The 24,140-nt window shown below is 60.8% G+C and carries 20 protein-coding genes; 12 read left to right on the plus strand and 8 right to left on the minus strand.

All coding sequences use genetic code 11. From position 1 onward, the window contains the following. Positions 1–2: 2 nt before the first annotated feature. The gene (locus AC788_RS06565) at positions 3–1,172 is read right to left on the minus strand and encodes a mandelate racemase/muconate lactonizing enzyme family protein (RefSeq protein WP_049859865.1); all 1,170 of its coding nucleotides are present in this window, start codon (positions 1,170–1,172) and stop codon (positions 3–5) included. 99 nt (positions 1,173–1,271) lie between these two features. On the opposite strand from AC788_RS06565, the gene AC788_RS06570 reads away from it, so the two are divergent. Continuing rightward, a complete protein-coding gene (locus AC788_RS06570) occupies positions 1,272–2,177 on the plus strand; it encodes a LysR family transcriptional regulator (protein WP_049859866.1) in 906 nt (301 codons plus the stop codon). Here the strand turns inward: AC788_RS06570 and AC788_RS06575 are convergent. Further along, the gene (locus AC788_RS06575; RefSeq protein WP_082223595.1) at positions 2,155–3,303 is read right to left on the minus strand and encodes an MFS transporter; all 1,149 of its coding nucleotides are present in this window, start codon (positions 3,301–3,303) and stop codon (positions 2,155–2,157) included. The genes AC788_RS06570 and AC788_RS06575 overlap by 23 nt on opposite strands. A 227-nt stretch (positions 3,304–3,530) precedes the next feature. Here AC788_RS06575 and AC788_RS06580 point away from each other — a divergent pair, with 227 nt between their 5' ends. From AC788_RS06580 to AC788_RS06595, 4 genes are all read left to right on the plus strand, one after another. Beyond that, entirely contained in the window at positions 3,531–4,460 is a 930-nt protein-coding gene (locus AC788_RS06580; RefSeq protein WP_049859868.1) for an AraC family transcriptional regulator, read from the plus strand. A 387-nt stretch (positions 4,461–4,847) separates the two neighbouring features. Continuing rightward, positions 4,848–5,423, plus strand: coding sequence for a (2Fe-2S)-binding protein (locus AC788_RS06585; protein ID WP_236690495.1), 576 nt, complete (start codon positions 4,848–4,850; stop codon positions 5,421–5,423). Beyond that, entirely contained in the window at positions 5,423–6,418 is a 996-nt protein-coding gene (locus AC788_RS06590) for an FAD binding domain-containing protein (protein WP_049859870.1), read from the plus strand. The genes AC788_RS06585 and AC788_RS06590 overlap by 1 nt, the downstream gene beginning before the upstream one ends. Then, on the plus strand, positions 6,415–8,646 hold the full coding sequence (locus tag AC788_RS06595; protein WP_049859871.1) for a xanthine dehydrogenase family protein molybdopterin-binding subunit: 2,232 nt from the start codon (positions 6,415–6,417) through the stop codon (positions 8,644–8,646). Before AC788_RS06590 ends, AC788_RS06595 begins: the two co-directional genes overlap by 4 nt. Before the next feature lie 55 nt (positions 8,647–8,701). On the opposite strand, the gene AC788_RS06600 is transcribed toward AC788_RS06595, so the two are convergent. Next, entirely contained in the window at positions 8,702–9,028 is a 327-nt protein-coding gene (locus AC788_RS06600) for a hypothetical protein (protein ID WP_049859872.1), read from the minus strand. A gap of 230 nt (positions 9,029–9,258) precedes the next feature. Further along, complete coding sequence (locus AC788_RS06605; RefSeq protein ID WP_049859873.1) at positions 9,259–9,627, minus strand: histone-like nucleoid-structuring protein, MvaT/MvaU family; 369 nt, start codon at positions 9,625–9,627, stop codon at positions 9,259–9,261. Positions 9,628–9,879: 252 nt separating this feature from the next. On the opposite strand from AC788_RS06605, the gene AC788_RS06610 reads away from it, so the two are divergent. From AC788_RS06610 to AC788_RS06625, 4 genes are all read left to right on the plus strand, one after another. Beyond that, on the plus strand, positions 9,880–10,290 hold the full coding sequence (locus tag AC788_RS06610; protein WP_049859874.1) for a DUF3597 domain-containing protein: 411 nt from the start codon (positions 9,880–9,882) through the stop codon (positions 10,288–10,290). Between the two features lie 233 nt (positions 10,291–10,523). Further along, entirely contained in the window at positions 10,524–12,242 is a 1,719-nt protein-coding gene (poxB, locus tag AC788_RS06615) for a ubiquinone-dependent pyruvate dehydrogenase (protein WP_049859875.1), read from the plus strand. 169 nt (positions 12,243–12,411) lie between these two features. Beyond that, positions 12,412–13,569, plus strand: coding sequence for an FAD-dependent urate hydroxylase HpxO (hpxO, locus tag AC788_RS06620; protein WP_049859876.1), 1,158 nt, complete (start codon positions 12,412–12,414; stop codon positions 13,567–13,569). Positions 13,570–13,936: 367 nt separating this feature from the next. Next, on the plus strand, positions 13,937–16,291 hold the full coding sequence (locus tag AC788_RS06625; RefSeq protein ID WP_049859877.1) for a DUF4214 domain-containing protein: 2,355 nt from the start codon (positions 13,937–13,939) through the stop codon (positions 16,289–16,291). A 35-nt stretch (positions 16,292–16,326) separates the two neighbouring features. Here AC788_RS06625 and AC788_RS06630 read toward each other — a convergent pair whose 3' ends face one another. Both AC788_RS06630 and AC788_RS06635 read right to left on the minus strand, forming a co-directional pair. Beyond that, the gene (locus tag AC788_RS06630; protein WP_049859878.1) at positions 16,327–17,334 is read right to left on the minus strand and encodes a sensor histidine kinase; all 1,008 of its coding nucleotides are present in this window, start codon (positions 17,332–17,334) and stop codon (positions 16,327–16,329) included. Further along, positions 17,327–17,767, minus strand: coding sequence for a response regulator (locus AC788_RS06635; protein ID WP_049859879.1), 441 nt, complete (start codon positions 17,765–17,767; stop codon positions 17,327–17,329). Before AC788_RS06635 ends, AC788_RS06630 begins: the two co-directional genes overlap by 8 nt. A 232-nt stretch (positions 17,768–17,999) precedes the next feature. On the opposite strand from AC788_RS06635, the gene glgX reads away from it, so the two are divergent. The 3 genes from glgX (at position 18,000) to aroD (ending at position 22,966) form a co-directional block, all read left to right on the plus strand. Beyond that, the gene (gene glgX, locus AC788_RS06640; RefSeq protein WP_082223597.1) at positions 18,000–20,174 is read left to right on the plus strand and encodes a glycogen debranching protein GlgX; all 2,175 of its coding nucleotides are present in this window, start codon (positions 18,000–18,002) and stop codon (positions 20,172–20,174) included. Positions 20,175–20,436: 262 nt separating this feature from the next. Beyond that, the gene (locus tag AC788_RS06645; protein ID WP_049859881.1) at positions 20,437–21,984 is read left to right on the plus strand and encodes a GGDEF domain-containing protein; all 1,548 of its coding nucleotides are present in this window, start codon (positions 20,437–20,439) and stop codon (positions 21,982–21,984) included. A 94-nt stretch (positions 21,985–22,078) separates the two neighbouring features. Next, entirely contained in the window at positions 22,079–22,966 is an 888-nt protein-coding gene (gene aroD, locus AC788_RS06650; protein ID WP_049859882.1) for a type I 3-dehydroquinate dehydratase, read from the plus strand. 50 nt (positions 22,967–23,016) lie between these two features. Here the strand turns inward: aroD and AC788_RS22200 are convergent, their stop codons facing one another. Both AC788_RS22200 and AC788_RS06655 read right to left on the minus strand, forming a co-directional pair. After that, positions 23,017–23,103, minus strand: a complete 87-nt coding sequence (locus AC788_RS22200) for a hypothetical protein (RefSeq protein WP_442962755.1) — start codon at positions 23,101–23,103, stop codon at positions 23,017–23,019. A gap of 111 nt (positions 23,104–23,214) precedes the next feature. Beyond that, positions 23,215–24,069 (minus strand): sugar phosphate isomerase/epimerase family protein, encoded by an 855-nt coding sequence (locus tag AC788_RS06655; protein ID WP_049859883.1) that lies wholly within the window; start codon positions 24,067–24,069, stop codon positions 23,215–23,217. Positions 24,070–24,140: the final 71 nt, after the last annotated feature.

The following is a 24,140-nucleotide window of genomic DNA, read 5'->3' on the forward strand; positions in this document are numbered from 1 at the left end:
GGTCAGCCTTCGCCCAATTCGCGCATGACGGCGTACAGGGCCGACTTGGCTTCGAAGCCGACGCCCGGAATGTCAGGTAGGCCGACATAACCGTTTTCGACCTGAATGCCGTCGGCGAAGCCGCCAAATGGCTGGAACACATCCGGGTAGGATTCGTTGCCGCCCAGGTGCAGGCCGGCGGCGATGTTCAGCGACATCTGGTGGCCACCGTGCGGCACCACCCGGCGCGAAGACCAGCCCAGCTCTTCCATCACCTTCAGGGTGCGCATGTATTCCACGAGCCCGTAGGACAACGCGCAGTCGAACTGCAGGTAGTCGCGATCGGGACGCATGCCTCCGTGACGCAGCAGGTTGCGGGCGTCCTGATGGGAAAACAGGTTCTCGCCGGTGGCCATGGGCAGTTCGTAATGATTGGCCAGTTCGGCCTGGAGGGCGTAGTCCAGCGGATCACCGACTTCCTCATACCAGAACAGGTTGTACTGCTTGATCGCTTCGGCATAGGCGATGCCGGTCTGCAAATCGAAGCGGCCGTTGGCATCCACGGCCAGTCGACGGCCATCGCCTACCACCTCGAGAACGGCTTCGATACGGCGGATGTCTTCATCCAGCGGTACGGCACCGATCTTCATCTTGACGACGTCGTAGCCGCGGTCCAGGTAGCTTTGCATCTCGGCCTTGAGCTTGGTCTGGTCCTTGCCGGGATAGTAATAACCACCCGCCGCGTAGACCCAGACCTTGTCGTCCGCGACGCCTTTGCGGTAGCGGTCCGCCAGCAGGCGATACAGCGGCTTGCCTTCGATCTTGGCGACCGCATCCCACACCGCCATGTCCAGGGTGCCGACGGCGACCGAGCGCTCGCCATGACCGCCCGGCTTTTCGTTGGTCATCAGGGTTTTCCAGATGGCGAACGGATCGAGGTTGTCGTTTGCCGAATCGATCAGGGTGTCGGGATCGGCTTCGGCGATGCGTGCCAGGAAGCGGTCGCGCATCAGCGCGCCCTGACCGTAACGACCATTGGAGTTGAAGCCATAGCCGATCACAGGCTTGCCATCGCGAATCACGTCCGTGATCACGGCCACCACCGAGCAGGTCATCTTGGAGAAGTCGATGTAGGCGTTGGCAATGGGGGAGGCAATGGAGACGGTCTTTTCACGAATGTCCACGATGCGCATGGAGGATTCCTCTTGTTGGTTGTGGCCTCACGTTATGCTTTGCGCAGTCACCCGCCCAATGCTATTAATGCCGAACCCTATGCACAGAAGGCATGGCCTGTGGAACTCGTCTGGCTTGAAGATCTGTCGGCGCTTGCCGAATACGGCAGCTTCGTGCGCGCCGCCGAAGCACGTCACATCACCCAGCCGGCTTTCAGCCGCAGGGTCCGTTCGCTGGAAAACTGGATGGGTGTGGAATTGCTCGTGCGCACGCCCCATGGCGCGACGTTGACGGAGGCAGGGCGCAAGATTCTACCCGGCGCGCAGGAGGCGGCCCGGCACCTTTACCGGCTGCGCAACGAGGCTCAGGAAGTGGCGGGCGTGTCGGCCCGGTCACTCAAGTTCGCTGCGACCCATTCGCTGTCGTTCACGTTTTTCCCCAAGTGGCTGCGCAGCTCCGAAACCGGTGCGCCGATCGAAGCGGTGCAGCTTCATTCCGACAGCATGGCCGTCTGCGAGCAGATGCTGATACACGGCCAGGTTCAGTTTCTGCTCTGCCATCGTCACCCCGACGTCCCACCGCTGCTGGCTCCCGACCAGTTCGTCAGCAAGAAGGTGGGTGAGGATGTTCTGGTACCGCTCGCCAGTGCCGGTGTTCATTTCGGTACGTCGCCGGCGGCACTTCCTTACCTGGCCTATACCCATCAATCAGGTCTGGGGCGGATCGTTGCTCACCGCCTTCGGGGCAAGGAGGACTACCTTCATCTGCAGCCTCTGTTCAGCAGCCATCTCGCGGCCGTGCTGATGTCGATGGCGCTGGAAAGCAAAGGCGTCGCCTGGCTACCCAAGAGCCTGACGGAGCAGGAAGTTCAGGAAGGCCGGCTGGTCAGGGCGCTCGACGAAGACTGGGACATACCGCTGGAGATTCATTTGACTCGGCCAAAAGGCCATCTGGGCCAGTCGGCCGAAGCGTTCTGGGCAAGGGCGGGCAGTGATCTGGCACCTAGTCCGTTGCTGCGCGGCTGAAAGCCGATGCACGGGATGTGGCGCGTCCTGCAATCGCCGCCAGAATCGCGGCCATTGCCAACAACGCTGCGCTGGACTCGAAGGTTGCACGGTAGCCGCTTGCGTCGAATATCAGCCCGCCGACGATGGCGCCAGAGGCGATGGCCAACTGGATGATCGCCACCATCAGGCCGCCGCCGGCATCGGCGTCGTCCGGCAGTGTCTTCGCAAGCCAGGTCCACCAGCCCACCGGTGCGGCCGTCGCCACCAGTCCCCAAAAGCCGAGCAGTACAGCGGTTACCGTCGTCGAGCTGCCGAAGGCAACCAGCGCCAGGGCCACCGCTGACATCAGCAGGGGAATGACGATCAGCGTGCGGTGCAGCCCATGCTTCAGGAAGGCCTCGATCAGGAACGTTCCGGCCAGCCCGGCCACTCCGAGCCCCAGGAGCATCAATGAGAGGGTGGAAACGCTGACGTGCGTGACCGTTTCCAGAAACGGACGCAGGTAGGTGAACAGCATGAACTGGCCCATGAAAAACACGCTGATCGCGAGCATGCCCAAGGCGACGGGTGCAGTTTTCAGCAAGGGGAACACATTGCTGCTGCTCGATCCGCCTTGCGGTTTCATGGAGGGAAGGCTTGCCAGCAGCCATGCACAGGCCACGACGGCGATGGGGAGCAGCGACAGGAACGCGCCGCGCCAGCCGATGAGTGCTCCGAGAAAACTGCCCAAAGGGGCCGCGACTACGGTCGCCAGTGCGTTGCCACCGTTGACAATGGCCATGGCCCGAGTGATCTGCTCTTGTGGGACCAGGCGCATGGCGGTGGCTGCCGACAAGGACCAGAATCCGCCAATCGCGACGCCGATCACGGCCCGGCCGATCATGAATACCCAATAGTTGGGGGCGAACGCCACCACTGCGCCGGAGACGATCATCAGCACGGTGAGGGCAACCAGCAGTGGTCTGCGGTCCACCCGTGCGGCGACCGATGCGATTAACAGGCTGGTGAACAGGGCAAACAGCCCCGATACGGAAATGCCCTGACCCGCCTGGCCCTCGGTGATGTGCAGATCCGAGGCGATGGGGGTGAGCAGGCTGACGGGCATGAATTCCGAGGCCACCAGTACGAAGGCAGCCAGTGACATGGCGAATACGGCACCCCAGGATTGGGGGGACTGAATAACAGGTTTCGGAGACCTTTCCATCCGATGTTGCCTCTCCAATGAGTGTTCGGATGTGCATTCTCCTGCGCTCATGAGACGGTCTGTAGCGCATTTCACTGGATTACTTGCCTGATTCGATGAGTGTTCAGGGCGAGGCAGGACGAACAGTCAAGCGCGGGTTAAAGTCACTGCAGGAGCCCGAGGTGCATATGACCCACACAGTCGACACAGTTTTCCAGCCGGTATCGGCGCCAGAAAGGCTGGCCCGCATGATCGGTTCGCGCATTGCCAGCCCAGGTGATTACCCCACGAACATTCCCGGCCTCGGGCTTTTCAGACGTGATCATCCCGCACCGCCGGTGACCTGCATGGTGGAGCCGAGCATCATCCTGGTGGCGCAGGGCGAGAAGCGTCTGTGGGTAGGCGGGGAGGGCTACGAATACAGCACGTCGAGGTTCTTGATCACGTCTCTGGATCTGCCGGCCAACTCCGAAGTGCTCGTCGCAAGCCGCGACAAGCCCTGCCTGGGGCTGACGTTGAGGCTGGATGTGCGCATGCTCGCCGAGCTGATCGCGCTGAGCGATCTGCCCGCAGCCCGCGATCGGGCCCGGGTCAGGGGCAGGGTCAGGGGCGTGGGTATCGGGTCGGTGACCGTGCAGATGCTCGGTTCGCTGGAGCGTTTGCTGGCGTTGCTCGATGAGCCGGAATCCATTGGGGTACTGGCGCCGTTGATACAGCGTGAAATTCACTACCGCCTGCTGCAGAGCGATCAGACCGGAAGGCTCAGGCAGATCACTGCGGTGGATGGGCAGGGGTATCGAATCGGCAGGGCCATCGATTGGTTGAAACTCAACTATACGTCGCCGCTGCGTGTCGAAGAGTTGGCGGCAAAGGTCCAGATGAGCACTCCGACCTTTCATCACCACTTCCGGCAGCTCACCTCGATGAGTCCGTTGCAGTATCAAAAATGGCTTCGGCTCAACGAAGCCAAGCGTTTGATGCTCAATGAACATCAGGACGTATCCAGCGCGGCGTTCAAGGTCGGCTATGAGAGCCCATCACAGTTCAGTCGCGAATACCGGCGTCTGTTCGGCGCGCCGCCCAAGCGTGACATCGCTGTCCTGCGTGGCGAGGGCTAGGCCGGCTTTCTTTCATTGGATTCTTTCATTGGAATAGGCAAGAACGCGCTTCGATTGGGCAAGGGCCTGGTTGTGGGCGAATGCATACTGAAAGTCTTTGTGCTGATTGCGTTCGCGAGCCTCTGATTTACACAGTCCCATCGATGGCGCGTGACGTGCGACACGCTTTGAAACCAAACCGCGAACCGACCTGACGTACGACATCAACCAATGGTGCCCTTCAGATGTCTGCACTAGGCACAGCAAGACCGTGATTCGTGACATAAAAAAATAGATGAGGACCGCTACATGACCGATCCGACCGAAAAGACTTCCTCAGATCCCGAAGGCTCCGGCGAGCTGTTCAAGGAACTGACCACGCCGTCGCGCCGCAACTTTCTGCGGACCATGGGCATATCGGGCATGGCGGCTGCGACCGCGCCGGTCTGGGCCCAGGCCGCGCAGCTGGCGCCCATCGATGACAGCGAAAAGCCGCTGGCCAAGGGCGAGCAGCGGATCACGCTCAAGGTCAACGGCCAGCCGCACACGCTCAATGTGCCAGGCAATGCCGTGCTGCTGGATGTGCTGCGCGATCGCCTGCAGCTGACCGGCACCAAGAAGGGCTGTGACCATGGCCAATGCGGCGCTTGCACTTTGCACATCAATGGCCAGCCGGTGAACAGCTGCCTGTCTCTGGCGGCCATGCATCAGGGTGACGAAATCACCACCATCGAGGGGCTGGAGCGCAATGGTCAGTTGCATCCCATTCAGGAAGCCTTCTGGGCCCACGACGCGTTTCAGTGCGGTTACTGCACCTCGGGCCAGATGATGACGGCCGCGGCGATCATCAAGGACCCGAACATCGGTGCCGATGACGCCAGCGTGCGCGAAGCCATGAGCGGCAACATCTGCCGGTGTGGCGCGTACAAGAACATCCTCGCCGCCGTGCAGGATGCCCGTGGCAAAGTACAGGGAGCCAGCTGATGAGAGCCTTGGAATACACCCGCGCAACCAGCCCCGAACAGGCCGTTGCCACCCATGCCCGCAATGAAGCCACGGCGTTTCTGGCCGGTGGCACGACGCTGCTCGATCTGGTCAAGATCGACATCATGCAGCCCGATCGAGTGATCGATGTGCATGCCCTGGCGCTGGATCAGGTCGAGACCTTGAGTGACGGTCGCACCCGCATCGGGGCCATGGTCACCAATACCGGGTTGGCCAATCATCCGCGCATCAAGAGCGACTACGCGGTGTTGTCCCAGGCACTGCTGTCGGGAGCCACCACGCAACTGCGCAACAAGGCCACCACGGCCGGCAATGTCATGCAACGAGTACGCTGCAACTACTTCCGCGACGGCGTTTCTGCCTGCAACAAACGTACACCCGGATCCGGCTGCGCTGCCATCGGCGGACACAACCGCAGCGTGCATGCAGTGCTGGGCACCAGCGATCAGTGCATTGCCACCCACCCGTCGGACATGTGCGTAGCCATGGCGGCGATCGGCGCCACCGTTCAGGTGCAGGGCCCCCACGGCAAACGGGAAATCGACTTCCAGGACTTCCATCTGCTGCCTGGCGCGACGCCCTGGAAAGAACACGCCCTGCAGCCTGACGAATTGATCACGCACGTCACGTTGAACGCGCCTCTGGCGGGCGGCAAATCTGCCTACCTGAAGCTGCGTGATCGGGCTTCCTACCAGTTCGCTCTGGCCTCCAGCGCGGTGATCCTGGTGATGGACGGTCAGGTCATCCGTGAGGCGCGCATTGCCTTGGGCGGCGTCGGCACCAAGCCGTGGCGTGCGCTCGAAGCCGAGCGTGCGCTGCGTGGCGCGGCGGCGACCCCGGAGAATTTTGCCAAGGCCGCAGCCATTGCCCTGCAAGGCGCCAAGCCGTATGCCCACAATGCCTACAAGATCCCGCTGGGGCAGCAGGCCATCGTGCGCAACCTCACCACACTGGGCACAGGAGCCATCGCATGAGCGAGTCAATCATGGGGGCATCCCCACGCCGCGTCGACGGTCGCCTGAAGGTCACCGGTGCCGCGCACTATGCAGCCGACCATCAGCCCAAGGGCATGGTTTTCGCCTACGGTGTCTACAGCACCGTAGCCAGTGGCTCGATCAAGTCCCTGGACATCGATGCTGCACGGCGCTCGCCCGGCGTGCTGGAAATTCTGCACCACGGCAATTTTCCCCAGGCGTTCCATACCTCGCCCGTGCCGTTTTCCCTGGCCGGCGTGCTGTCGGGCTCGCGTACCGACGAAAAACGGTTGCCTTTCGAAGACAACGTGGTGCGCTATGCCGGGCAGTTCGTGGCGCTGGTGGTGGCCGACACGTTCGAGCACGCCCGTGAGGCGGCCTACAAGGTCAAGGTCAGCTACAGCGAAAGTGCCGCCGCAGCCAATCTGGAGCAGGGTCTGAAGCGCAAGGCGGCTGCCGATGGTGGGCAGGGTCACAAGCGCGGCGATCCGGCCGGTGCGTTCGACGGTGGTGCACAGACGGTCGACGCCACCTACACGACGCCGGTGGAAACCCACAACCCGATGGAGATGCACGCCACCGTGGCCATGTGGGACAACGGCAAGTTGGTGGTGTACGAATCGACCCAGTCGGTAGTAGTTCATCGCAACACACTGGCGCAGATTTTCGGTCTGCCGACCGAACGCGTCGAAGTTCGCGCGCCGTTCATTGGTTCGGGGTTCGGCGGCAAGCTGTGGATCTGGCCACACTCGGTCGCGGCCTGCGCCGCTGCCAAGGTAGTCGGTCGCCCCGTGCAACTGGTGATTCCACGGGCGCAGATGTTCACCACCGTGGGCCATCGTCCAGAAACCCGGCAGCGCATGCGCCTGGCCGCCGATGGCAAGGGCAAGCTGGTATCCCTGCGGCATGAATCGCTCAACACCACTGGCATTGGCGACCAGTACGTCGAGAACTGCGGGGGCATGAGTGCCAGCCTGTATTCGTGTGCCAATGTCGAGGTCACCCATGGCACGGTCCAGGTCAACCGCGGGGCACCGACCTCGATGCGTGCGCCGGGGGCGGCACCTGGTCTGTTCGCGCTGGAGTCGGCCATCGACGAGCTGGCCGAGCGCTGCAAGATGGACCCGCTGGCGTTCCGTCAGTTGAACTGGGCCGAGCAGAACGAGCAGGAAAACCTGCCCTGGTCGGGCAACCATCTGCGCGAAGCCTTGGCTCAAGGTGCGGAACGTTTTGGCTGGGCCAATCGCAAGCCCGGTATCGGCAGCATGCGCGATGGCCATGAAATCGTCGGCTACGGCATGGCACAGTGCAACTGGGATGCCTTCCGCACGCCCTGCGAAGCACGGGTTTCGCTGACGGCCGACGGCCGTGCCGTGGTGTATTGCGGTGGCCAGGACATCGGCACCGGTACCTACACGGTACTTGCCCAGTGCGTCAGCGACATCACCGGTCTGCCCTTGGACAGGATCACGGTGGAGCTGGGTAATTCGTCCTATCCACCCGCGCCGGTTTCCGGCGGCTCCTGGATGACGGCCAGCGCACTGCCCGCCGTGGCCGAGGCCACCCGTGCAGCGCTTACCCAACTCAAGAGCTTTGCCGCTTCCGAGGAGGGCGGGTTGCCCAATGCCAAGGCGGAAGCGATCACGGTGAGCAACGGTCGTCTGCAGGATGGCTCGACCAGCCTGGAATTCGCCGAAGTGCTGAAGAGGCTCAAGATCGCCAGTGCCGAGGGTGAGGCCCATACCGGCATGGCCGACACCAAGAAGCACGCTTTCAGTTCGTTCGGCGCGCATTTCGTCGAGGTTCGCTGGGATCCGGGCATCTCGCGCCTGCGGGTGTCTCGTGTGGTCAGCGCCATCGACGTCGGCAAGGTCATCAACGGCAAGACCGCGCGTAATCAGGTCGAAGGGGCGATCGTCATGGCCATCGGCATGGCGTTGTTCGAGTCCACCGACTACGACGAGCGCAATGGCATGCCGGTGAACAACAACTATGCCGAATATGTAGTGCCGGTGCATGCCGACCAGCCGGAGATCGATGTAATTCTGCTCGATTACCCGGACTACAACCTCAACGAGTACGGTGCGCGTGGGGTCGGTGAGATTGGTGTGACCGGTTTGGCGGCGGCGGTGGCCAATGCGGTCTACCATGCCACGGGCAAACGGGTGCGCAACCTGCCGATCACCCTGGAAAAGCTGATGGATGGCGTACCCACCGTCAGCGTTTGATCGCTGTATGCCGCGCCGGGGTAGTCTCGGCGCGGTCCAGCCTTGCCGTGGCGCGCTACTTCAGCGATGCCTCATCCAGCCCCGCGTACCAATCTGCATAAACGGTATTGCGCGCCATGCGTCGATTCATGTCGGCGCTGCCGTCGGTCCACCACACTTCGCCCCGTTCGCCCAAGGCCTGCTTGGCAGCGTCGACCTGCGCACGCGCCTGTTTCAGCGCCTGGGGATCTTCGGCGTGTTTGGCAGCCTTGACGGCGCGCCGGGCATCCATCAGCGCGTTGACCCAATGCTGGCGCACGTTTTCGGGAAGGGCAGGATTGCTGCAGCGCCAGAGTCGACCGCGTACTACGAAATAGCGTCCATCGGGCGTGGTGGGATACATCGGCGATCTTCGAAAGGGAGAGGTATCGGAAGGGAAGGGGCAGTCCGGCAAGCGGGCCGCGTGGTCCCGCTTGCCGGTGGGTGTGACTTAGGCTCTGTGTGAAAAGCCTTGATACTCGGTGATGCTGCGTTGAAAACAGCCTCGGAATGCTCATTTACAACCCGTAAACTCCGCTTCCTCGGCTGTTTTCGCCTTGCCTGACCTTCGTCTCAAGACTTTTCAAACAGACCCTAGCTCAACCAGCTTTCGACGGTGTCGGAACCGTATTCGGCTTTCCATTCTTTCAGCGTCTTGTGATTGCCGCCCTTGGTTTCGACGACTTCACCCGAATGCGGGTTTTTGTAGGTCTTCAAGGAGCGCGGCTTGCGGGTTGCCTTCTCGGGTGCGGCAGGGGCCTTGGTCGATTTGCCGCCATGCTGCGGATCGAGAATGGAAACGATGTCCTTGAGGCTTTTATTGTATTCGCCCAACAACGCACGCAACTTGGTTTCGAACTCGATTTCCTGTTCCAGACCCTTGTCGCCTTTCATGGCTTCGAGTGCGGCAAGTTGTTCGGCCAGATGACGTTCGAGTTGACGGTATTCAGCAAGTTTGGACATTGGTATCCCCAGGCATGGATCGTGGTATGGATCGTGGATAAGAACGGTAAAGGTATCGAGGAAGGATTCTGGCGCAGTACGCGCATTCACGCCACAACTAAATAACGTGTTTTAACACTTTAATTCACCTCTCTAGGAGGGTGGGTGTGGGGAATGTCGCCGATTCGATAAAACTTTTCGGCAACCCGGGGGGTCAGGTCTTAAGTAGGCTGTCGAATCCACGGCAGCAGCCAAGAAATCTGGAGATACGAAATGAGCTTTTTTAGCAGCATCCTCGAGAAACTGGGTATCGGCAAGCACGCGGTTCCGGACGCAGACGCTTCTACGCAAACCCCTGCCGCCCCGGCGCCAGGTGCCTCGCCAACCACCACCGTGACCAACCAGCCTTCGGCTGCGCCGATTACCCAGGTGGATGTCGCTCAAAAACTCGAAGCGCTGGCCGCCAATCACGGTGAGACGCTGAACTGGCGAACTTCGATCGTCGATTTGCTGAAACTGCTGGGTCTGGACAGCAGTCTGACCGCTCGCAAGGAACTTGCCGAAGAATTGCACTACACCGGTTCGACCGATGACTCCGCGGCCATGAACATCTGGTTGCATTCGGCTGTGATGAAAAAGCTCGCCGAAAACGGCGGCACCGTGCCAGCGGAATTGCTGAACTGATAGTTCGTTCAAGCTTTCGCTAACGCTTATTAAGAAGGCCCGGCATCCGTCGGGCCTTCTTGCATTTGAACACCTCTCTCGCTCAGCGCGGCTGCCCTTTAGAAGCCGAGCTTAAAGGTCTGCGCTTAGACATCAGCGAACCCCCAACCTATCTTTTTGTTAATAAATCGGTTGGAACACCGTCGGCAGCCCGGCACTCAGATCCTTGAACTTATATTTCGAAGGAGCGCCGAATGCCTACCGCAGCCGATTTCATGGTCAATACTCTCAAGCAAGCCGGCGTCAAGCGCGTCTATGGCGTCGTCGGCGATTCATTGAATGGTTTTACCGATTCGATGCGTCGGCTGGGCGGTTTGGACTGGATACACATGCGCAATGAAGAAGCCGGTGCGTTCGCTGCCGGTGGCGAAGCCCACCTTACCGGTGAACTGGCGGTGTGTGCCGGCAGCTGTGGCCCGGGCAACCTGCACTTGATCAATGGCCTGTTCGATTGCCACCGCAGCGGTGTGCCGGTGCTGGCCATCGCGGCGCATATTCCCAGCAGTGAAATCGGTATCGACTACTTTCAGGCGACGCACCCGGAATCACTGTTCAAGGACTGCAGCCACTATGTCGAGCTGGTGTCGCGTGCCGAGCAATTGCCGCAGATTCTCGAGCGCGCCATGCGCGTGGCGATCAGTCGCCGCGGTGTGGCGGTGGTGGTGATTCCGGGTGACGTGGCATTGAGCCCACTTGAAGCTACGGTGAGCCAGTGGATCGCACCACCGAAGCCGGTCGTGGTGCCCGAGCCCGCACAAATCGACGAACTTGCCCAGTTTCTCAACGGCGGCAAGCGCGTGACGCTGCTGTGCGGTGCTGGCTGCGCAGGCGCCCACAGCGAAGTCGTCGCCCTGGCCAAGCGACTCAAGGCGCCGATCGTGCATGCGCTGCGTGGCAAGGAACATCTGGAGTACGACAACCCCTACGATGTGGGCATGACTGGTTTGATCGGCTTCGCCTCCGGCTTCAATGCCATGAAAGAGTGCGAGACCCTGTTGATGCTGGGTACCAACTTCCCTTATCGGCAGTTCTTTCCCGAACATTCGCGCATCGCTCAGATCGACCTGCAGCCTGAAGCCTTGGGCAACCGTTGCCCGCTGGCCATCGGCTTGATCGGTGATATCAAGCACACCGTGCAGCAACTGTTGCCACGGCTGGAGGAGCGCACGGACACCATGCACTTGAACAAGGCGCTGGCGGACTACGACAGCGCGCGCAAGGGCCTCGACGACCTCGCCGAGAGCGGTCCGAACAGCACCATCATCCATCCGCAATACGTCAGCCGGCTGGTCAGTGAGCTGGCAGCCGAGGACGCTGTGTTCACCTGCGACGTGGGCACGCCCACGGCCTGGGCCGCGCGCTACCTGAAGATGAACGGCAAGCGCCGCCTGATCGGCTCCTTCAACCATGGGTCAATGGCCAACGCCATGTTGCAGGCCATCGGCGCTCAGGCGGCGTACCCGCAGCGTCAGGTTGTATCGATGTCCGGTGATGGTGGCTTCAGCATGATGATGGGGGACTTCCTGACCCTGAGCCAAGCCAACCTGCCGGTGAAGGTGATCGTGCTCAACAATGGAACCCTGGGTTTCGTCGAGATGGAAATGAAGGCCAGTGGTCTGGTGGACGTTGGCTGCGAGCTGAAAAATCCAAACTTCGCCACGTTCGCCCAAGGCATGGGCATCAAGGGTATTCGCGTGGAGAAGCCGCAGGATCTGCGCGCGGCCCTGGTCGAAGCGTTCGAGCACGATGGACCGGTGCTGGTGGACGTGGTCAGCGAACGTCAGGAGCTGATCATGCCGCCGGAAATCACCGCGGCCAACGTCAAGGGCTTTGGCTTGTTCATGATGCGCGCGGTGCTTGACGGGCGCGCCAAGGAGCTGGTGAACCTGGCAAAGAACAACCTTTTGCGTTGAGTCTCGATGCTGCAAACCGGTGCGCATTCAACAATGCCGCACTGGTTTGACGCCGATCATGGGCCGCCTTCGCTGCACCGGCAGGCGTGATTTACGCTATTGACGGTTCCTGATCACTTGGTCAGCTTTTTGCACGGTGATTGGCAAACCCGATCTCAGCGGAGAGACCATGGAATCCTTGAACATCGTCATTGCCGGCGCCGGCATGGGCGGCTTGACCGCAGCTGCAGCCTTGCAGCAGGCCGGCCATCAGGTGCACCTCTACGAGCGTGCGGCAGAACTCGCCCCCGTCGGCGCAGCGATTTCCATCTGGCCCAACGGTGTCCGCGTGCTGGATGCGCTTGGCCTGGGCGACTCCATCGAGCAGGCTGGCGGGCACATGCAGAGCATGAGCTACAGCGATCATCAGGACCACTTGCTCACGCGGTTCGACCTGCAGCCCTTGTACACGTACGCTCGACGCCGGGCGTTTCCCATCGCCAGGGCGCGTTTGCAAAACATTTTGCTGGAAGCGGTCGGGATGCAGAACGTGACGCTAGGCGTGGCGTGCGTGGACTATGAGGAAAACGAGACGGACGTGCAGGTCAGGTTGTCGACGGGTGAAACGGTAACGGCCGATCTGTTGATCGCTGCCAACGGTACCCATTCGTTGCTGCGCGATACCATTGCCGGGGAGCCGGTTCCCCGACGCTATTGTGGCTACGTCAACTGGAACGGCCGGATCAAGGCGTCGCCGGACCTGGCGCCTGCCGATGAATGGATTCAGTACGTGGGTGAGCACAAGCGGGTGTCATTGATGCCCATGGGCAACGATGAACTGTATTTCTTCTTCGACGTGCCGTTGCCAGCCGGCACACCGAACGTTCGTGAGCACTATCGCGCGGAACTGGAGCAGCATTTCGCGCAATGGCCCGAGCCGGTTCAGCGTCTTTTGCAGCGCCTGGACCCCGCAGCCGTGGCCCGTGTGGAAATCCACGACACCGCGCGAGTACCCCATCTGGTCAGTACACGGGTCGCCCTGCTGGGCGATGCGGCCCATGCCATGACGCCGAACATAGGGCAGGGCGGTTGCCAGGCCATGGAGGATGCCTGGGTGCTCGCCCGCTGCATCGAACGCGAACGCACGCCGACGGCTGCGCTGGCAGCCTATGAGTCGGCGCGAGCTGATCGGGTGGCTAGCCTGGTGACCAAGGCGCGCAAACGGGCGGCGATCATCCACGGCGAAATGCCTGACGAAACCCGGGAATGGTATGCACAGCTTGCAGAGAGCGATGGCAGCGACATTCTGGCCGGGCTGATCAAGACCGACGAAGGCAGCCCGCTGTAGGGCCGCAGCACTCACAGAAAAGGGGGCGTGACAGCTCCCAGTCCAACCTGCTGACAGCGCCTGACCCGCCAGAGCGCTTTCCCAAGCTTCTCCCAGATGTATTTGGTCGACTCCTGGAAAAATCGCTTCAGTCGCCGGACAACATGCCGATAACGTCGTCAGGAATAGGCGTTGAAGGTCTTCGACCGCGCCCTGCCGTGCCTTCCCGAAGAGCAGCACCCTCGTCAAGACCAAGGCGGGTCGGACGCGCGTGAAGGTCATGACGCCTGCTTTCAAAGCGTGCTCAGCGGCTTGAACTCATCACCCATTCATACCTGATTCTTGTGTCATTGACTTGGCAAGGCCTGCCTCGCCCCGGAGTTTCTACATGTGTTCGATGTGCGATTCACTCACCCAACTCTGGGTCCAAGGAGTGATCGGCCAAGAGGTGAGTAAACACACAGCCATCAGCCAGGCTAAACTTGAGCACCTGACGCTGGACCAGCAGGCCAGCTACCTGACCGATGGCTTTTGGCGCGACGCTTACGGCGGCTCCCAGCATCATTTCAATGTCCACGCTGGTGAGTCGCTCACCGTCAACCTGACCCGTTTGAGCGCAAACGCTCAGGCTGTTGCCAAATATGCGCTGCAGACCTGGACCAACGTCAGTGGCCTCAAGTTTGTGGAAACCACCGCTGCTGGTGCGATCAATTTCAGCGAAAACAAAAGCGGCGCGTACGCCAATTCCAATTATGCAGGGAGCATCATCTCGGACAGCAGCGTCAACATCGCTTCCGATTGGGTGAATTACGGTTGGTATTATGTGCAAACCTACATTCATGAAATCGGCCACGCGCTGGGGTTGGGTCATGCGGGCAACTACAACGGCAGCGCGTCCTTTCCCAACAATGCTTTCTATCAAGAGGACAGCTGGAAATACTCGGTGATGTCCTATTTTAGTCAGGACGAGAATACCTATTCCAATGCCTCTTTCGGCTATGTCGTCACGCCGATGCTGGCGGATATCGTCGCCATCCAGTCGCTGTACGGCACCGCCGCTACCCGCACGGGTGACGATACCTACCGTTTGAACAACGCTGACATCAAGGCCGGAACCGTCTTCGTGCCTGGCCTGGTGGGCACGATCTACGATTCAGGCGGCAACGACAGAATCGATGTCAGCGCCTATGGCGGGGCTCAGACGGTCGATTTGAGAAGTGAAGCGTTTTCCAGCGTATACGGCGGTTTATCGAATGTCGCCATCGCGCGCGGTACGGTGATCGAGAGCGCCATCACCGGTGCCGGCGCGGATACGCTGATCGGCAATGGCAGTGAAAACGTTCTCGATGGGGGCGCAGGCAACGACCAGTTGCAGGGCGGCGATGGCGACGATCGGCTGGTGGGTGGGTCGGGCTCGGACATCCTCAACGGCGGCAACGGCATCGACACCGCTGTGTATGGCCAAACGGGCGCGCGCTACTTCGCACCCTACGATGCCGCGCTCGTGAGTGATGGCACCCTCAGCGTTCATGATGCGCAAACGTTCGATGTGGACACACTTTCAAGCGTCGAAAAGCTGGCTTTCAGCGACCGCACTGCCAATCTTGACGAGCTGCTCATGGCTTTTCGCAGCCGGTATGGCGCCTTCAACACCGAGAGTGACGCCACTGTTTCGTTGAGTTTCGGGATGGATACACATCACATCGCGCTCACCGAGGATCAGGCCGACGTTGCCAGGCTCTACTCACTGTTCGGTCGGACGCCCGATTATCAGGGTTTGAATCACTGGCTGACGCAGCAGGCGATGGGCACTTCGGATGCAGAGATTCGCGATGCCTTTCTGAATTCCACCGAAGCGATGCAGCGCTACAGCTTGCTGGGTGACAAGGATTTTGTCCTTGATCTCTATCAGACTGTATTGCATCGCACAGGTGAAGCATCAGGTGTGTCGTCCTGGAACGCTCTGCTGCAGGCGGGTGTGAGTCGAGCAACGGTCGCTGATGGCTTCCTGAATTCGCGCGAGAGCCATGACCTCTCCGAGGGCGAGACGGGGTTCATCAGGATCGTGGCTCATAACGCCTGGAACACTCTGGATATGGCAGTGGGTAAGGGGGTTGCCACCGGCACGGCGGGGGATGATCAGATCAGTGAGCAGGAGGTCATCCTCGACAGTCATGCGGTTTCGCACCTGGCTGGCAAGGCCGGTATCGACACCTTTATTTTCAACGACGCTGCATCGGCCTACACGATCAGCGCGCTCGACAACGACACCCTATCGGTCAGTCGTGCGACGGGAGCTGCTGCGCACTTCGACCTGAATGGCTTCAATGTTCTCGATTTCACAGATCGCGAACTGTTCGTTCTCGACTCGGCGCAGGCAAGCATTGGTCGTCTGTATACCATTCTGGGTCGTGCCCCCGACATCGAAGGCCTGAAGTCCTGGCTTTCCCAGAGCGCCTCAGGCGGAGCCGGTGCCCAGGTTGCGGATGGTTTTGTGCAATCTGCCGAATTCTCCCAAAGCCTGCCCAATGCCAGCAATGCAGCCTTTGTCGAAAAGCTGTATCACAATGTCCTCGACAGAGGCAGCGACGCTGGAGGTCTCGCCCATTGGGTCAACTTGCTGGACGCAGGTACGAGCCGTGGACAGGTCGCATTCACTATCGCCAACTCCGAGGAATCTGCTGGACTCACACAAGGCGATGCCGGATTCATCCACCTGGTCGGTCATGCTGATTGGGCTTGAAGCACTAAACACCACGACGAGGTCAACGGCGCAAGCTAGGGATGCGGCAAGGTCAACGTCACCACGGCGCCGCCCGCGTTGCTGCGGTGCAGGACTGCGCCGCAGCGTTTGGCCAGTGCGCCGATCAGGCCCTGGCCACTGAGCTTGGGCGCCGCGGCCCCAGCATCGCTGAGCTGGGTTGCGGTGAAGCCCTGGCCACGGTCGCGTACCTTGAGTTGCAGCTCGCCGCTGGGCAGGCGCTTGAGTGAAAACTGGATCTGCGTGGTGGGCTGGCTGCCGTGGCGGATGGCATTGGCGACCAGTTCATTGACGATCAGGCCCAGGTCCGATGCCAGTTTGAAAGGCGCATAGGCGCTGTCGGCGTCGACACTGAAATGGATGCGGTCATTGCCCTCGGCTTCGATCGACGCCCTGATCAAGTGCGGCAGGTAATGGGCCAGGTCTACGGTGCCCGAAGCGCTGCGATACAATTCGGCCTGCACCGTACCAACGCCCTGAATGCGCGCAATGGCCGATTCGAGCAGTTGCCGCGCTTCGTCGCCCTGGGCGCGTAGCTTGGACATCTGCAAGAAGGCGATGATCAGTTGCAGGTTGTTCTTGACGCGGTGATTGAGCTCGGAGACCAGCACGTCCTGATGGGCCTCGAGTTCTTTCTGTGCGGTGATGTCGGTGCAACTGCCGAAGTAACCGGCGAATTCGCCCTGGCGGTAGAACGGTGCGCCGTGGTCGAGGAACCAGCGGTAGCAGCCGTCGTGTCGGCGTAGGCGGTAAGGCGTGCTGAAGGACACTCGGGCATCGAACGCCTGTTCATAATTGCGGGTGCAAAGATCCAGATCGTCGGGATGCACGTCGTCGCTCCAGCCGTATCCGCAGAGCTGCTTCTGCGTCTTGCCGGTGAAGTCGAGCCAGGGTTTGTTGAACCAGTCGCACTGCTTGTCGACACCGGCACGCCAGATCAGGACCGGCGCGTTGTCGGCCAACTCGCGGAACTCGGTTTCACCCAGTCCTGTTCCAGGGCGCAAGACATCCGTGGGTTCACTCATGTTTCTTTCCATATAGGCCGCGCGATTCGGTAAAGAGCTTCAAGGGCACTGGCAGCGGTCGGTTCAAGGGCAGTTCACCTTGAACCAGCGCATGCACGATGTGGGCGCTGCGTGACAGGTCATTGGGGCTGTAGGGCTTGGACAACAGCCCGAGCGCGTAGCCGCTGTTGGCCTTGGCCACGTCGATCTGGCCACTGACGAACAGCGAATGGATATTGAACTGTTCGTAGAGCGTCTGCGCCAAGCCTACGCCCTCGTCATGACCGTCCAGGTTGATGTCGACGAATGCAATGTCGATGCCATGGGTCTGCGCCAGCAACAGCGCTCCGGCCACGTCATACGCGGGGCCGATGATCTCGTGGCCATCTTCCTCCAGCGCTATCTCGGCCAACAGCGCCAAAATTGGATCGTCTTCTATCAACAGGATACGCATTGGGTCAACTCATTGTCTTCAAGGGCGCTTGCGCTCTTCCTTCTTGCAAAGCTTGTTCTAAGAGCACTGTGGCATCCGTGCGTTCAATCGCAGATCGTGGCATGCAGCCAAAGGCACCACGCAAGGCTGAAAAAATATCCTGAACTGTTGCGCGGCGCGCGCTTCTATCAATAGACCGTTTTGGTCGTCTACCCAAGAGCTCAGGCTCAACCTATTTCCGGAGTGTTTGATCATGTCTGATCAATCAATGAATGACAGTGCGTCGAGCCAGGAACGTCCCGCCAGCCGTGTGAGCGAGGGCTTGCCGTACCCATTGGGCGCGACCTGGGATGGGTCGGGCGTCAACTTTGCAATTTTTTCGGCCAACGCTACCAAAGTCGAGCTGTGCCTGTTCGACGCCGATGGCGTGGAAGAGATCGAACGCATCGCGTTGCCTGAATTCACCAACGAGATCTGGCACGGCTATCTGCCCGATGCGCGCCCGGGCACTCTGTATGGTTACCGTGTGCACGGTCCGTATGACCCTGCAAACGGCCACCGTTTCAATGCCAACAAGCTGCTGATCGACCCCTATGCCAAGCAGATTTCCGGCGAGCTGAAGTGGGACGATGCACTGTTCGGCTATATCGTTGGCCACGAAGACGGCGATCTGTCGTTCGACGAGCGCGACAGCGCGCCGTTCATGCCACGCTGCCGCGTGATCGACCCGGCCTTCACCTGGGGCAGTACGGCCAAGCCGAACGTGCCGTGGGAAAAGACCATTTTCTACGAAACCCATGTGCGCGGCTTCACCATGCGTCACCCCTCGGTGCGTGAAACCGAGCGTGGGACCTTCGCTGCCTTCCACGAGAACGACGTGGTGGAATACATCCGTTCCCTGGGTGTGACGTCGGTGGAGCTGATGCCAGTCCATTATTTCCTGGATGATAATCATCTGCTGGAAAAGGGCCTGCACAACTTCTGGGGCTACAACACCCTGGGCTTCTTCGCACCCCATGCGCGCTACATGGCGGGTTCGTCGATCGGCGAGTTCAAGGTCATGGTCTCGCGCTTCCACAAGGCCGGCCTGGAAGTGATTCTCGACGTGGTCTACAACCACACGGCCGAAGGCAACGAGATGGGTCCGACCCTGTCGCTCAAGGGTATTGACAACGCCAACTACTACCGCCTGATGCCGGACGATGCGCGTTACTACATCAACGACACTGGCACCGGTAACACCCTGAACATGAGCCACCCCTGCGTCCTGCAGATGGTCACCGACTCCCTGCGCTACTGGAGTTCGGAAATGGGCGTGGACGGTTTCCGGTTCGACCTGGCGACCATTCTGGGCCGCGAAGCTCACGGCTTCAGCGAAGGCGGCGGCTTCCTCGACGCCTGCCGTCAGGATCCGGTGCTGGCCAAGGTCAAGCTGGTCGCCGAGCCTTGGGACTGCGGTCCGGGCGGCTACCAGGTGGGCAACTTCCCGCCGGGCTGGATGGAATGGAACGACAAGTTCCGCGACATTTCCCGTGCGTTCTGGAAGGGCGACGACGAGATGCTCGGCGACTTCGCGAAGATCTTCCTGGGCTCGGGCGACCAGTTCAACCGTCGCGGCCGCAAGCCGGCGTCGTCGGTCAACTTCATCACCGCTCACGATGGTTTCACCTTGAACGACCTGGTGTCGTACAACGAGAAGCACAACGAAGCCAACGGCGAAGACAACCGCGACGGTCACTCCGACAACCGCTCGTGGAACTGCGGTGTCGAAGGCCCGACCGATGATCCGGAAATCGTCGCTCTGCGCTACCGCCAGATGCGCAACCTGCTGGCGACGCTGTTCCTCGCCCAAGGCACCCCGATGCTGCTGGCCGGCGACGAGTTCGCGCGTACCCAGGGTGGCAGCAACAACGCCTATTGCCAGGACAGCGAGATCGGCTGGGTGGACTGGAACATCAGCGAGCAGAGCACCGAGCTGCAAGACTTCGTCAAGTACCTGATCGAGCTGCGCAACCGCTACCCGCTGCTGCGCCGCAATCGCTTCTTCACGGGTGCCTACGACGAAAGCCTGGGTATCAAGGACGTCAGCTGGATCCAGCCCAACGGCAGCGAAATGGGTGTTGAGCAGTGGCAGGACGGCAGCAACCGCTGCATGGGTATCCTGCTCGACGGTCGCACTCAGGCCAGTGGTATCCGCCGCGCCGGGGTCGACCATTCGCTGTTGATCGTGGTCAACGCGCACCATGACGTGGTCGGCTTCACCCTGCCGGAAGTGCCGGAAGGCAAGCGTTGGATTCTGCAGTTGGATACCAACCAGACTGACTTCGAGGCAGGCGAGTCATTTGATTTCGGTACCGAGTACGCCGTCACCGGGCGTTCGGTGCTGATGTTCGAACTGGCCAAGCCGGCGACCAAGAAGCGTCGTTAACAAGGTAATATCCAAACGCCCCGATGCGGTCATCGACTGACTGCATCGGGGCGTTTGTCGTTGTACCTTTCTGATTGCAAAAGGGTGACAACCCGCTGTAGACGCTAAGATGGCAATTTGCTAGCTTTCGAGGCAAGGGCGATTGCTCATGCAATCCGCCGCCATGCCTATCGTGGAACGAGCCTGTCGTGCGCCAGCATGATCCTTTCGACGATTCTCACCCTCACTGTCTGTGCACGCCTGTGCGTTGGATATTGCTACGATGTTGATCAGACGCCGCCCATCGCTCGCAGGTTTTATCGGCCTGGCGCTCGGCTTGATCGCATTCTCGGCATTCTCGTTGTTGCGCTCGGAAATTCAGCGGCAGGAAACCCGTTTCTCGGAGTACGTACAAAGCATCGCGAGCAGCGTACGCAACCAGCTCGACACCAACGATGCGGTGCTGGCCGGGTTTGCCGCGTTCCTGCAGGCGGTCAAGCAGAGCGATACCGATGCGGCCGCTCGCTATGGCGCCGCCGTGCTGGCGGCCTATCCACACATCTACATGCTGGAAGTGGCGCGCAGTGTGCCTCAGGACGAGCAGTGCAATTTCGCGGCCCTGTTGCGGCGCACCTGGTTGCCGGATTTTCAGTTGAAGGATTTCACACCGCCTGCGCCTGTGGTCGATTCCCGCAGTGGCATGAACACGACATGGCCGATCCTCTTCATGTCGCCGCAGTTGCCGGAGACCAACGTGATCTACGGGGTGAGGCTTGAGACCGTACCCTATCTGAGCAATGCCCTGGTGCGTATCCACCAGAGTTCTGTGCCGGTGGCGACGCCCGTTTTCGCGTTGTATGAAGGTGGCGATGCCTACATTCTGATGAAATCGGTGTTGCGCCCCGAAGAGGACGCTCAGAACACGCTGCCCAACTTCTTCGGCAGCACGATGGTCGCCATGCTGGTGATCAAGACCGACGCGCTGCTGGGGGCGATCGTGCGCCACAACAACGATCCGCGAGTGGCTGTCAGCGCACGGTTGCGCAGCGATGATCACAACACCCAGGTCGTGGCCATGGAGGCAGCGCAGAGCCGTTGGTGGGACGAACTGGTCTTGCCGCGGCTGACCGATGACGTATTCGTCGACAGCCCGACGCAACCGCTGTCCTTGACCTTCCAGCGACAGCTGAGCCTGGCGGATGTGCTGGGCCCCGAAGTGCTGCTGATCCTCAGCGTGCTGCTGGCGAGCCTGGTATTGGTGCCGCTGGTGCTGGTCAGGCACTTTTCGGCTATCGAGGCGGCCGCACTCGAACACGAGCGTTCGGCGTTCCTGGCCACCCACGACGTATTGACGCAGTTGCCCAACCGCTACCTGCTGGCGGATCGCTTCGCCCAGGCGCTGAGCCAGTGGACGGAGCAGGGCATTCCCTTTGCGGTCATGTTGATCGACCTCGATCACTTCAAGCAGATCAACGATGAACGAGGACATGCGGTGGGTGACCAGGTCTTGCAGACGTTGGCCAAGCGCATGCGCGAGGCGATTCGCGACTATGACACGGTAGCGCGCTACGGCGGCGACGAGTTCGTGGCCTTGGTCTCGGACTTGGCCAACCCGGATAGCGTGATCCTCAAGGCGCAACAGCTGCTGCACGCAATCGAGCAGCCAATCGCCACCTGCGTAGGCCAGTTGTCGCTGTCGGGCAGCATCGGGATTTCCCTGTGCCCTGTGCACGGGGAAGACCTCGATACGTTGCTCAAGGCGGCGGACAAGGCCATGTACCATGTCAAGCTTGAGGGTCGGCAGGGCGTGGCCATGGCGGGTGCGGCCTGAGCGGCAGTCTTCTTGAACCACCACGCGGCGAGCCCCTCGAATGCTCTATTGCGCGCCTTCCAGCCTGGAAGGCCGGTGTTCTGGAGGACGTGCCGTGCAACGTCGTCGTTTTCTCGTGGGCAGCGCCGTCGCCGCTGCCAGCATGCCCTTGTCATCAGTCGCTTTCGCCGCCCAGCCCGCGACCTTGCAGGTCCCCTCGGCGGCACCGGGAAGCGCTGTGCTGACCGTTGGATCATTGCGGATCGGCGAAGGCGCACCCAAGATCATCGCGTCCATCACCGCCTCAACCGACCGTGAAGCGCTTGATCAGGCTCGTGACATCGGCGCTGCGTCACAGGTGGACATGGCTGAACTGCGTTTGGATCATCATCCACAGGGCCACCTGGGCGAACGGATGAAGCCGTTGCTGGCTCGTCTGGTGGGTGTGCTGAATGACAAGCCTCTACTGGTCACTTGGCGCAGCAAGGAGGAGGGGGGGGAGCGTGAGTTGGCCGATGCCACGTATTTCAACCTCTACGCCGAGCTGCTGCACACCGGTCATGTCGATCTGTTGGACGTGGAGATGATGAAGCCACAGGCGGCCGTCGAGAACATCGTCACGCTGGCCCATGAACGGGGTGTAGCCGTGGTGCTGTCCAACCATGATTTCAACGCGACGCCCGGCCACGATGTCATCGTCGAGCGTTTGCGTCTGCAGCAGGCGTTGGGCGCCGACATTCTCAAGATCGCCGTGATGCCCAACAGCAAGGCGGACGTATTGACGTTGATGGCGGCCAGTCAGCACATGCAGGCTCACTATGCCAAGCGTCCATTGCTGACCATGTCGATGGGGCCGTTAGGCGTGTTGTCGCGGTTGGCGGGGCAGTTGAGCGGATCAGCCCTGACCTACGCAAGCCTGGGCCAGGCATCGGCGCCGGGACAGCTGGAGGCTGCTACGGTACAGAACGTATTGGACGTGGTGGAGCAGGGTTCACAGAGCTAAAAGAAGCAGCTCGGGCGGACAGGGGCGCTCGATGAGCGCCCCGGTAGGAATCAGAAGACCAGCTTGAACAGGCCGATGACCACGACCAGGCCGATCAGGAAGATGATGCCGACGGTGCTGCCAAGAAACTTCAACATAGGGATGACTCACGGTAATGGGTTGTTACTGCTCTAGACAGCGGCTCGCAGTGCTCGTTTCATTTCATGTGACGCCAGTATCTTGTGCGTCGTTCTGTGCCTGCCAAGCGCCTAGGCATGTGGTCCGAGAATCCCTTGGCGAATGTCGTCGAACGCCACGACGCTGCGCTCCACGGCCTGAATCACAGTGGGCGCGTCCTTCCAGAGCGAATCGCTGACCGACTCGGAAAAGATCTCGAGCACGTACTCGCCTGCGTAGCCCACATCGACCAGTCGTCGAAGAAGCGCTTGCAGGGGAATAGCGCCGTCGCCCACGGCACGTCGGTCGTGCAGCGATTGCGGACGGCGCCAGTCGGCCAGTTGCACGATGAACAGCTTGTCGGCATCGAGGGTGTCGAGCAGGCTGGGGTCCTGCCAGCTGTTGTACAGGTCCAGGCACAGGCCGAAGGCGGGCCGTGCGACGGCGTCGGCCATTTCACGGGCCTGACCGAAGGCGAACAGAATGGAATTCTGGTTCATCAATGAAGGCGCCAACGCTTCGAGTGCGATGAGCATCCCTTTCTCACTCGCGTGCTCGGCCAGTGTCCGGTAGTGCTCGACGCACTGTGTCCAGACCAATGCTTCATTGCCCTGCGCGTCGGCGCCGGTGTTGGTGACCAGTGCCAGGCCGGGAAAGAATTCGCTGAACAGATCGACCGAGTTCATCAGTTGCGCCAGACGCACGTCTGGGGCTTGCGGCTCGGGCGCTGAAGCTGAAGGGAAAATGGTCAGGGTGCGGGGCTGGATCGAGGTCACTCGAACGCCGCTGGCGCGCACGTGAGCCAATTGCTCCCGTGCGCGTGCGGGGTCTTCGGAGAGCTTCTTTTCTGCCAGTTCCAGGCCGCAGCCCAGACGCTGGCACAGTTGCAGGTCTTGTTCGAGGGTGAGGGGTTGGGTGGTGATCTGACTCAGTGCCAAGCGTTGCATGGTGACCTCTGTGCTGCTGCATGAAAGCCCAATCGCCGTGGGCCGGACAAAGCAAGGCCGAGCAGAGCTCG

This window comes from Pseudomonas sp. RIT-PI-a, assembly GCF_001187875.1.
Classification (GTDB): domain Bacteria; phylum Pseudomonadota; class Gammaproteobacteria; order Pseudomonadales; family Pseudomonadaceae; genus Aquipseudomonas; species Aquipseudomonas coleopterorum.

Coding starts and splice junctions, on each gene's coding strand:
- AC788_RS06565 (WP_049859865.1), bottom strand. CDS start 1,172: ATGCGCATCGTGGACATTCGTGAAAAGACCGTCTCCATTGCCTCCCCC.
- AC788_RS06575 (WP_082223595.1), bottom strand. CDS start 3,303: ATGTCACTGGCTGCCTTCGTACTGGTGGCCTCGGAATTCATGCCCGTC.
- AC788_RS06580 (WP_049859868.1), top strand. CDS start 3,531: ATGACCCACACAGTCGACACAGTTTTCCAGCCGGTATCGGCGCCAGAA.
- AC788_RS06585 (WP_236690495.1), top strand. CDS start 4,848: ATGGGCATATCGGGCATGGCGGCTGCGACCGCGCCGGTCTGGGCCCAG.
- AC788_RS06590 (WP_049859870.1), top strand. CDS start 5,423: ATGAGAGCCTTGGAATACACCCGCGCAACCAGCCCCGAACAGGCCGTT.
- AC788_RS06595 (WP_049859871.1), top strand. CDS start 6,415: ATGAGCGAGTCAATCATGGGGGCATCCCCACGCCGCGTCGACGGTCGC.
- AC788_RS06600 (WP_049859872.1), bottom strand. CDS start 9,028: ATGTATCCCACCACGCCCGATGGACGCTATTTCGTAGTACGCGGTCGA.
- AC788_RS06605 (WP_049859873.1), bottom strand. CDS start 9,627: ATGTCCAAACTTGCTGAATACCGTCAACTCGAACGTCATCTGGCCGAA.
- AC788_RS06610 (WP_049859874.1), top strand. CDS start 9,880: ATGAGCTTTTTTAGCAGCATCCTCGAGAAACTGGGTATCGGCAAGCAC.
- poxB (WP_049859875.1), top strand. CDS start 10,524: ATGCCTACCGCAGCCGATTTCATGGTCAATACTCTCAAGCAAGCCGGC.
- hpxO (WP_049859876.1), top strand. CDS start 12,412: ATGGAATCCTTGAACATCGTCATTGCCGGCGCCGGCATGGGCGGCTTG.
- AC788_RS06625 (WP_049859877.1), top strand. CDS start 13,937: ATGTGTTCGATGTGCGATTCACTCACCCAACTCTGGGTCCAAGGAGTG.
- AC788_RS06630 (WP_049859878.1), bottom strand. CDS start 17,334: ATGAGTGAACCCACGGATGTCTTGCGCCCTGGAACAGGACTGGGTGAA.
- AC788_RS06635 (WP_049859879.1), bottom strand. CDS start 17,767: ATGCGTATCCTGTTGATAGAAGACGATCCAATTTTGGCGCTGTTGGCC.
- glgX (WP_082223597.1), top strand. CDS start 18,000: ATGTCTGATCAATCAATGAATGACAGTGCGTCGAGCCAGGAACGTCCC.
- AC788_RS06645 (WP_049859881.1), top strand. CDS start 20,437: ATGTTGATCAGACGCCGCCCATCGCTCGCAGGTTTTATCGGCCTGGCG.
- AC788_RS22200 (WP_442962755.1), bottom strand. CDS start 23,103: ATGTTGAAGTTTCTTGGCAGCACCGTCGGCATCATCTTCCTGATCGGC.
- AC788_RS06655 (WP_049859883.1), bottom strand. CDS start 24,069: ATGCAACGCTTGGCACTGAGTCAGATCACCACCCAACCCCTCACCCTC.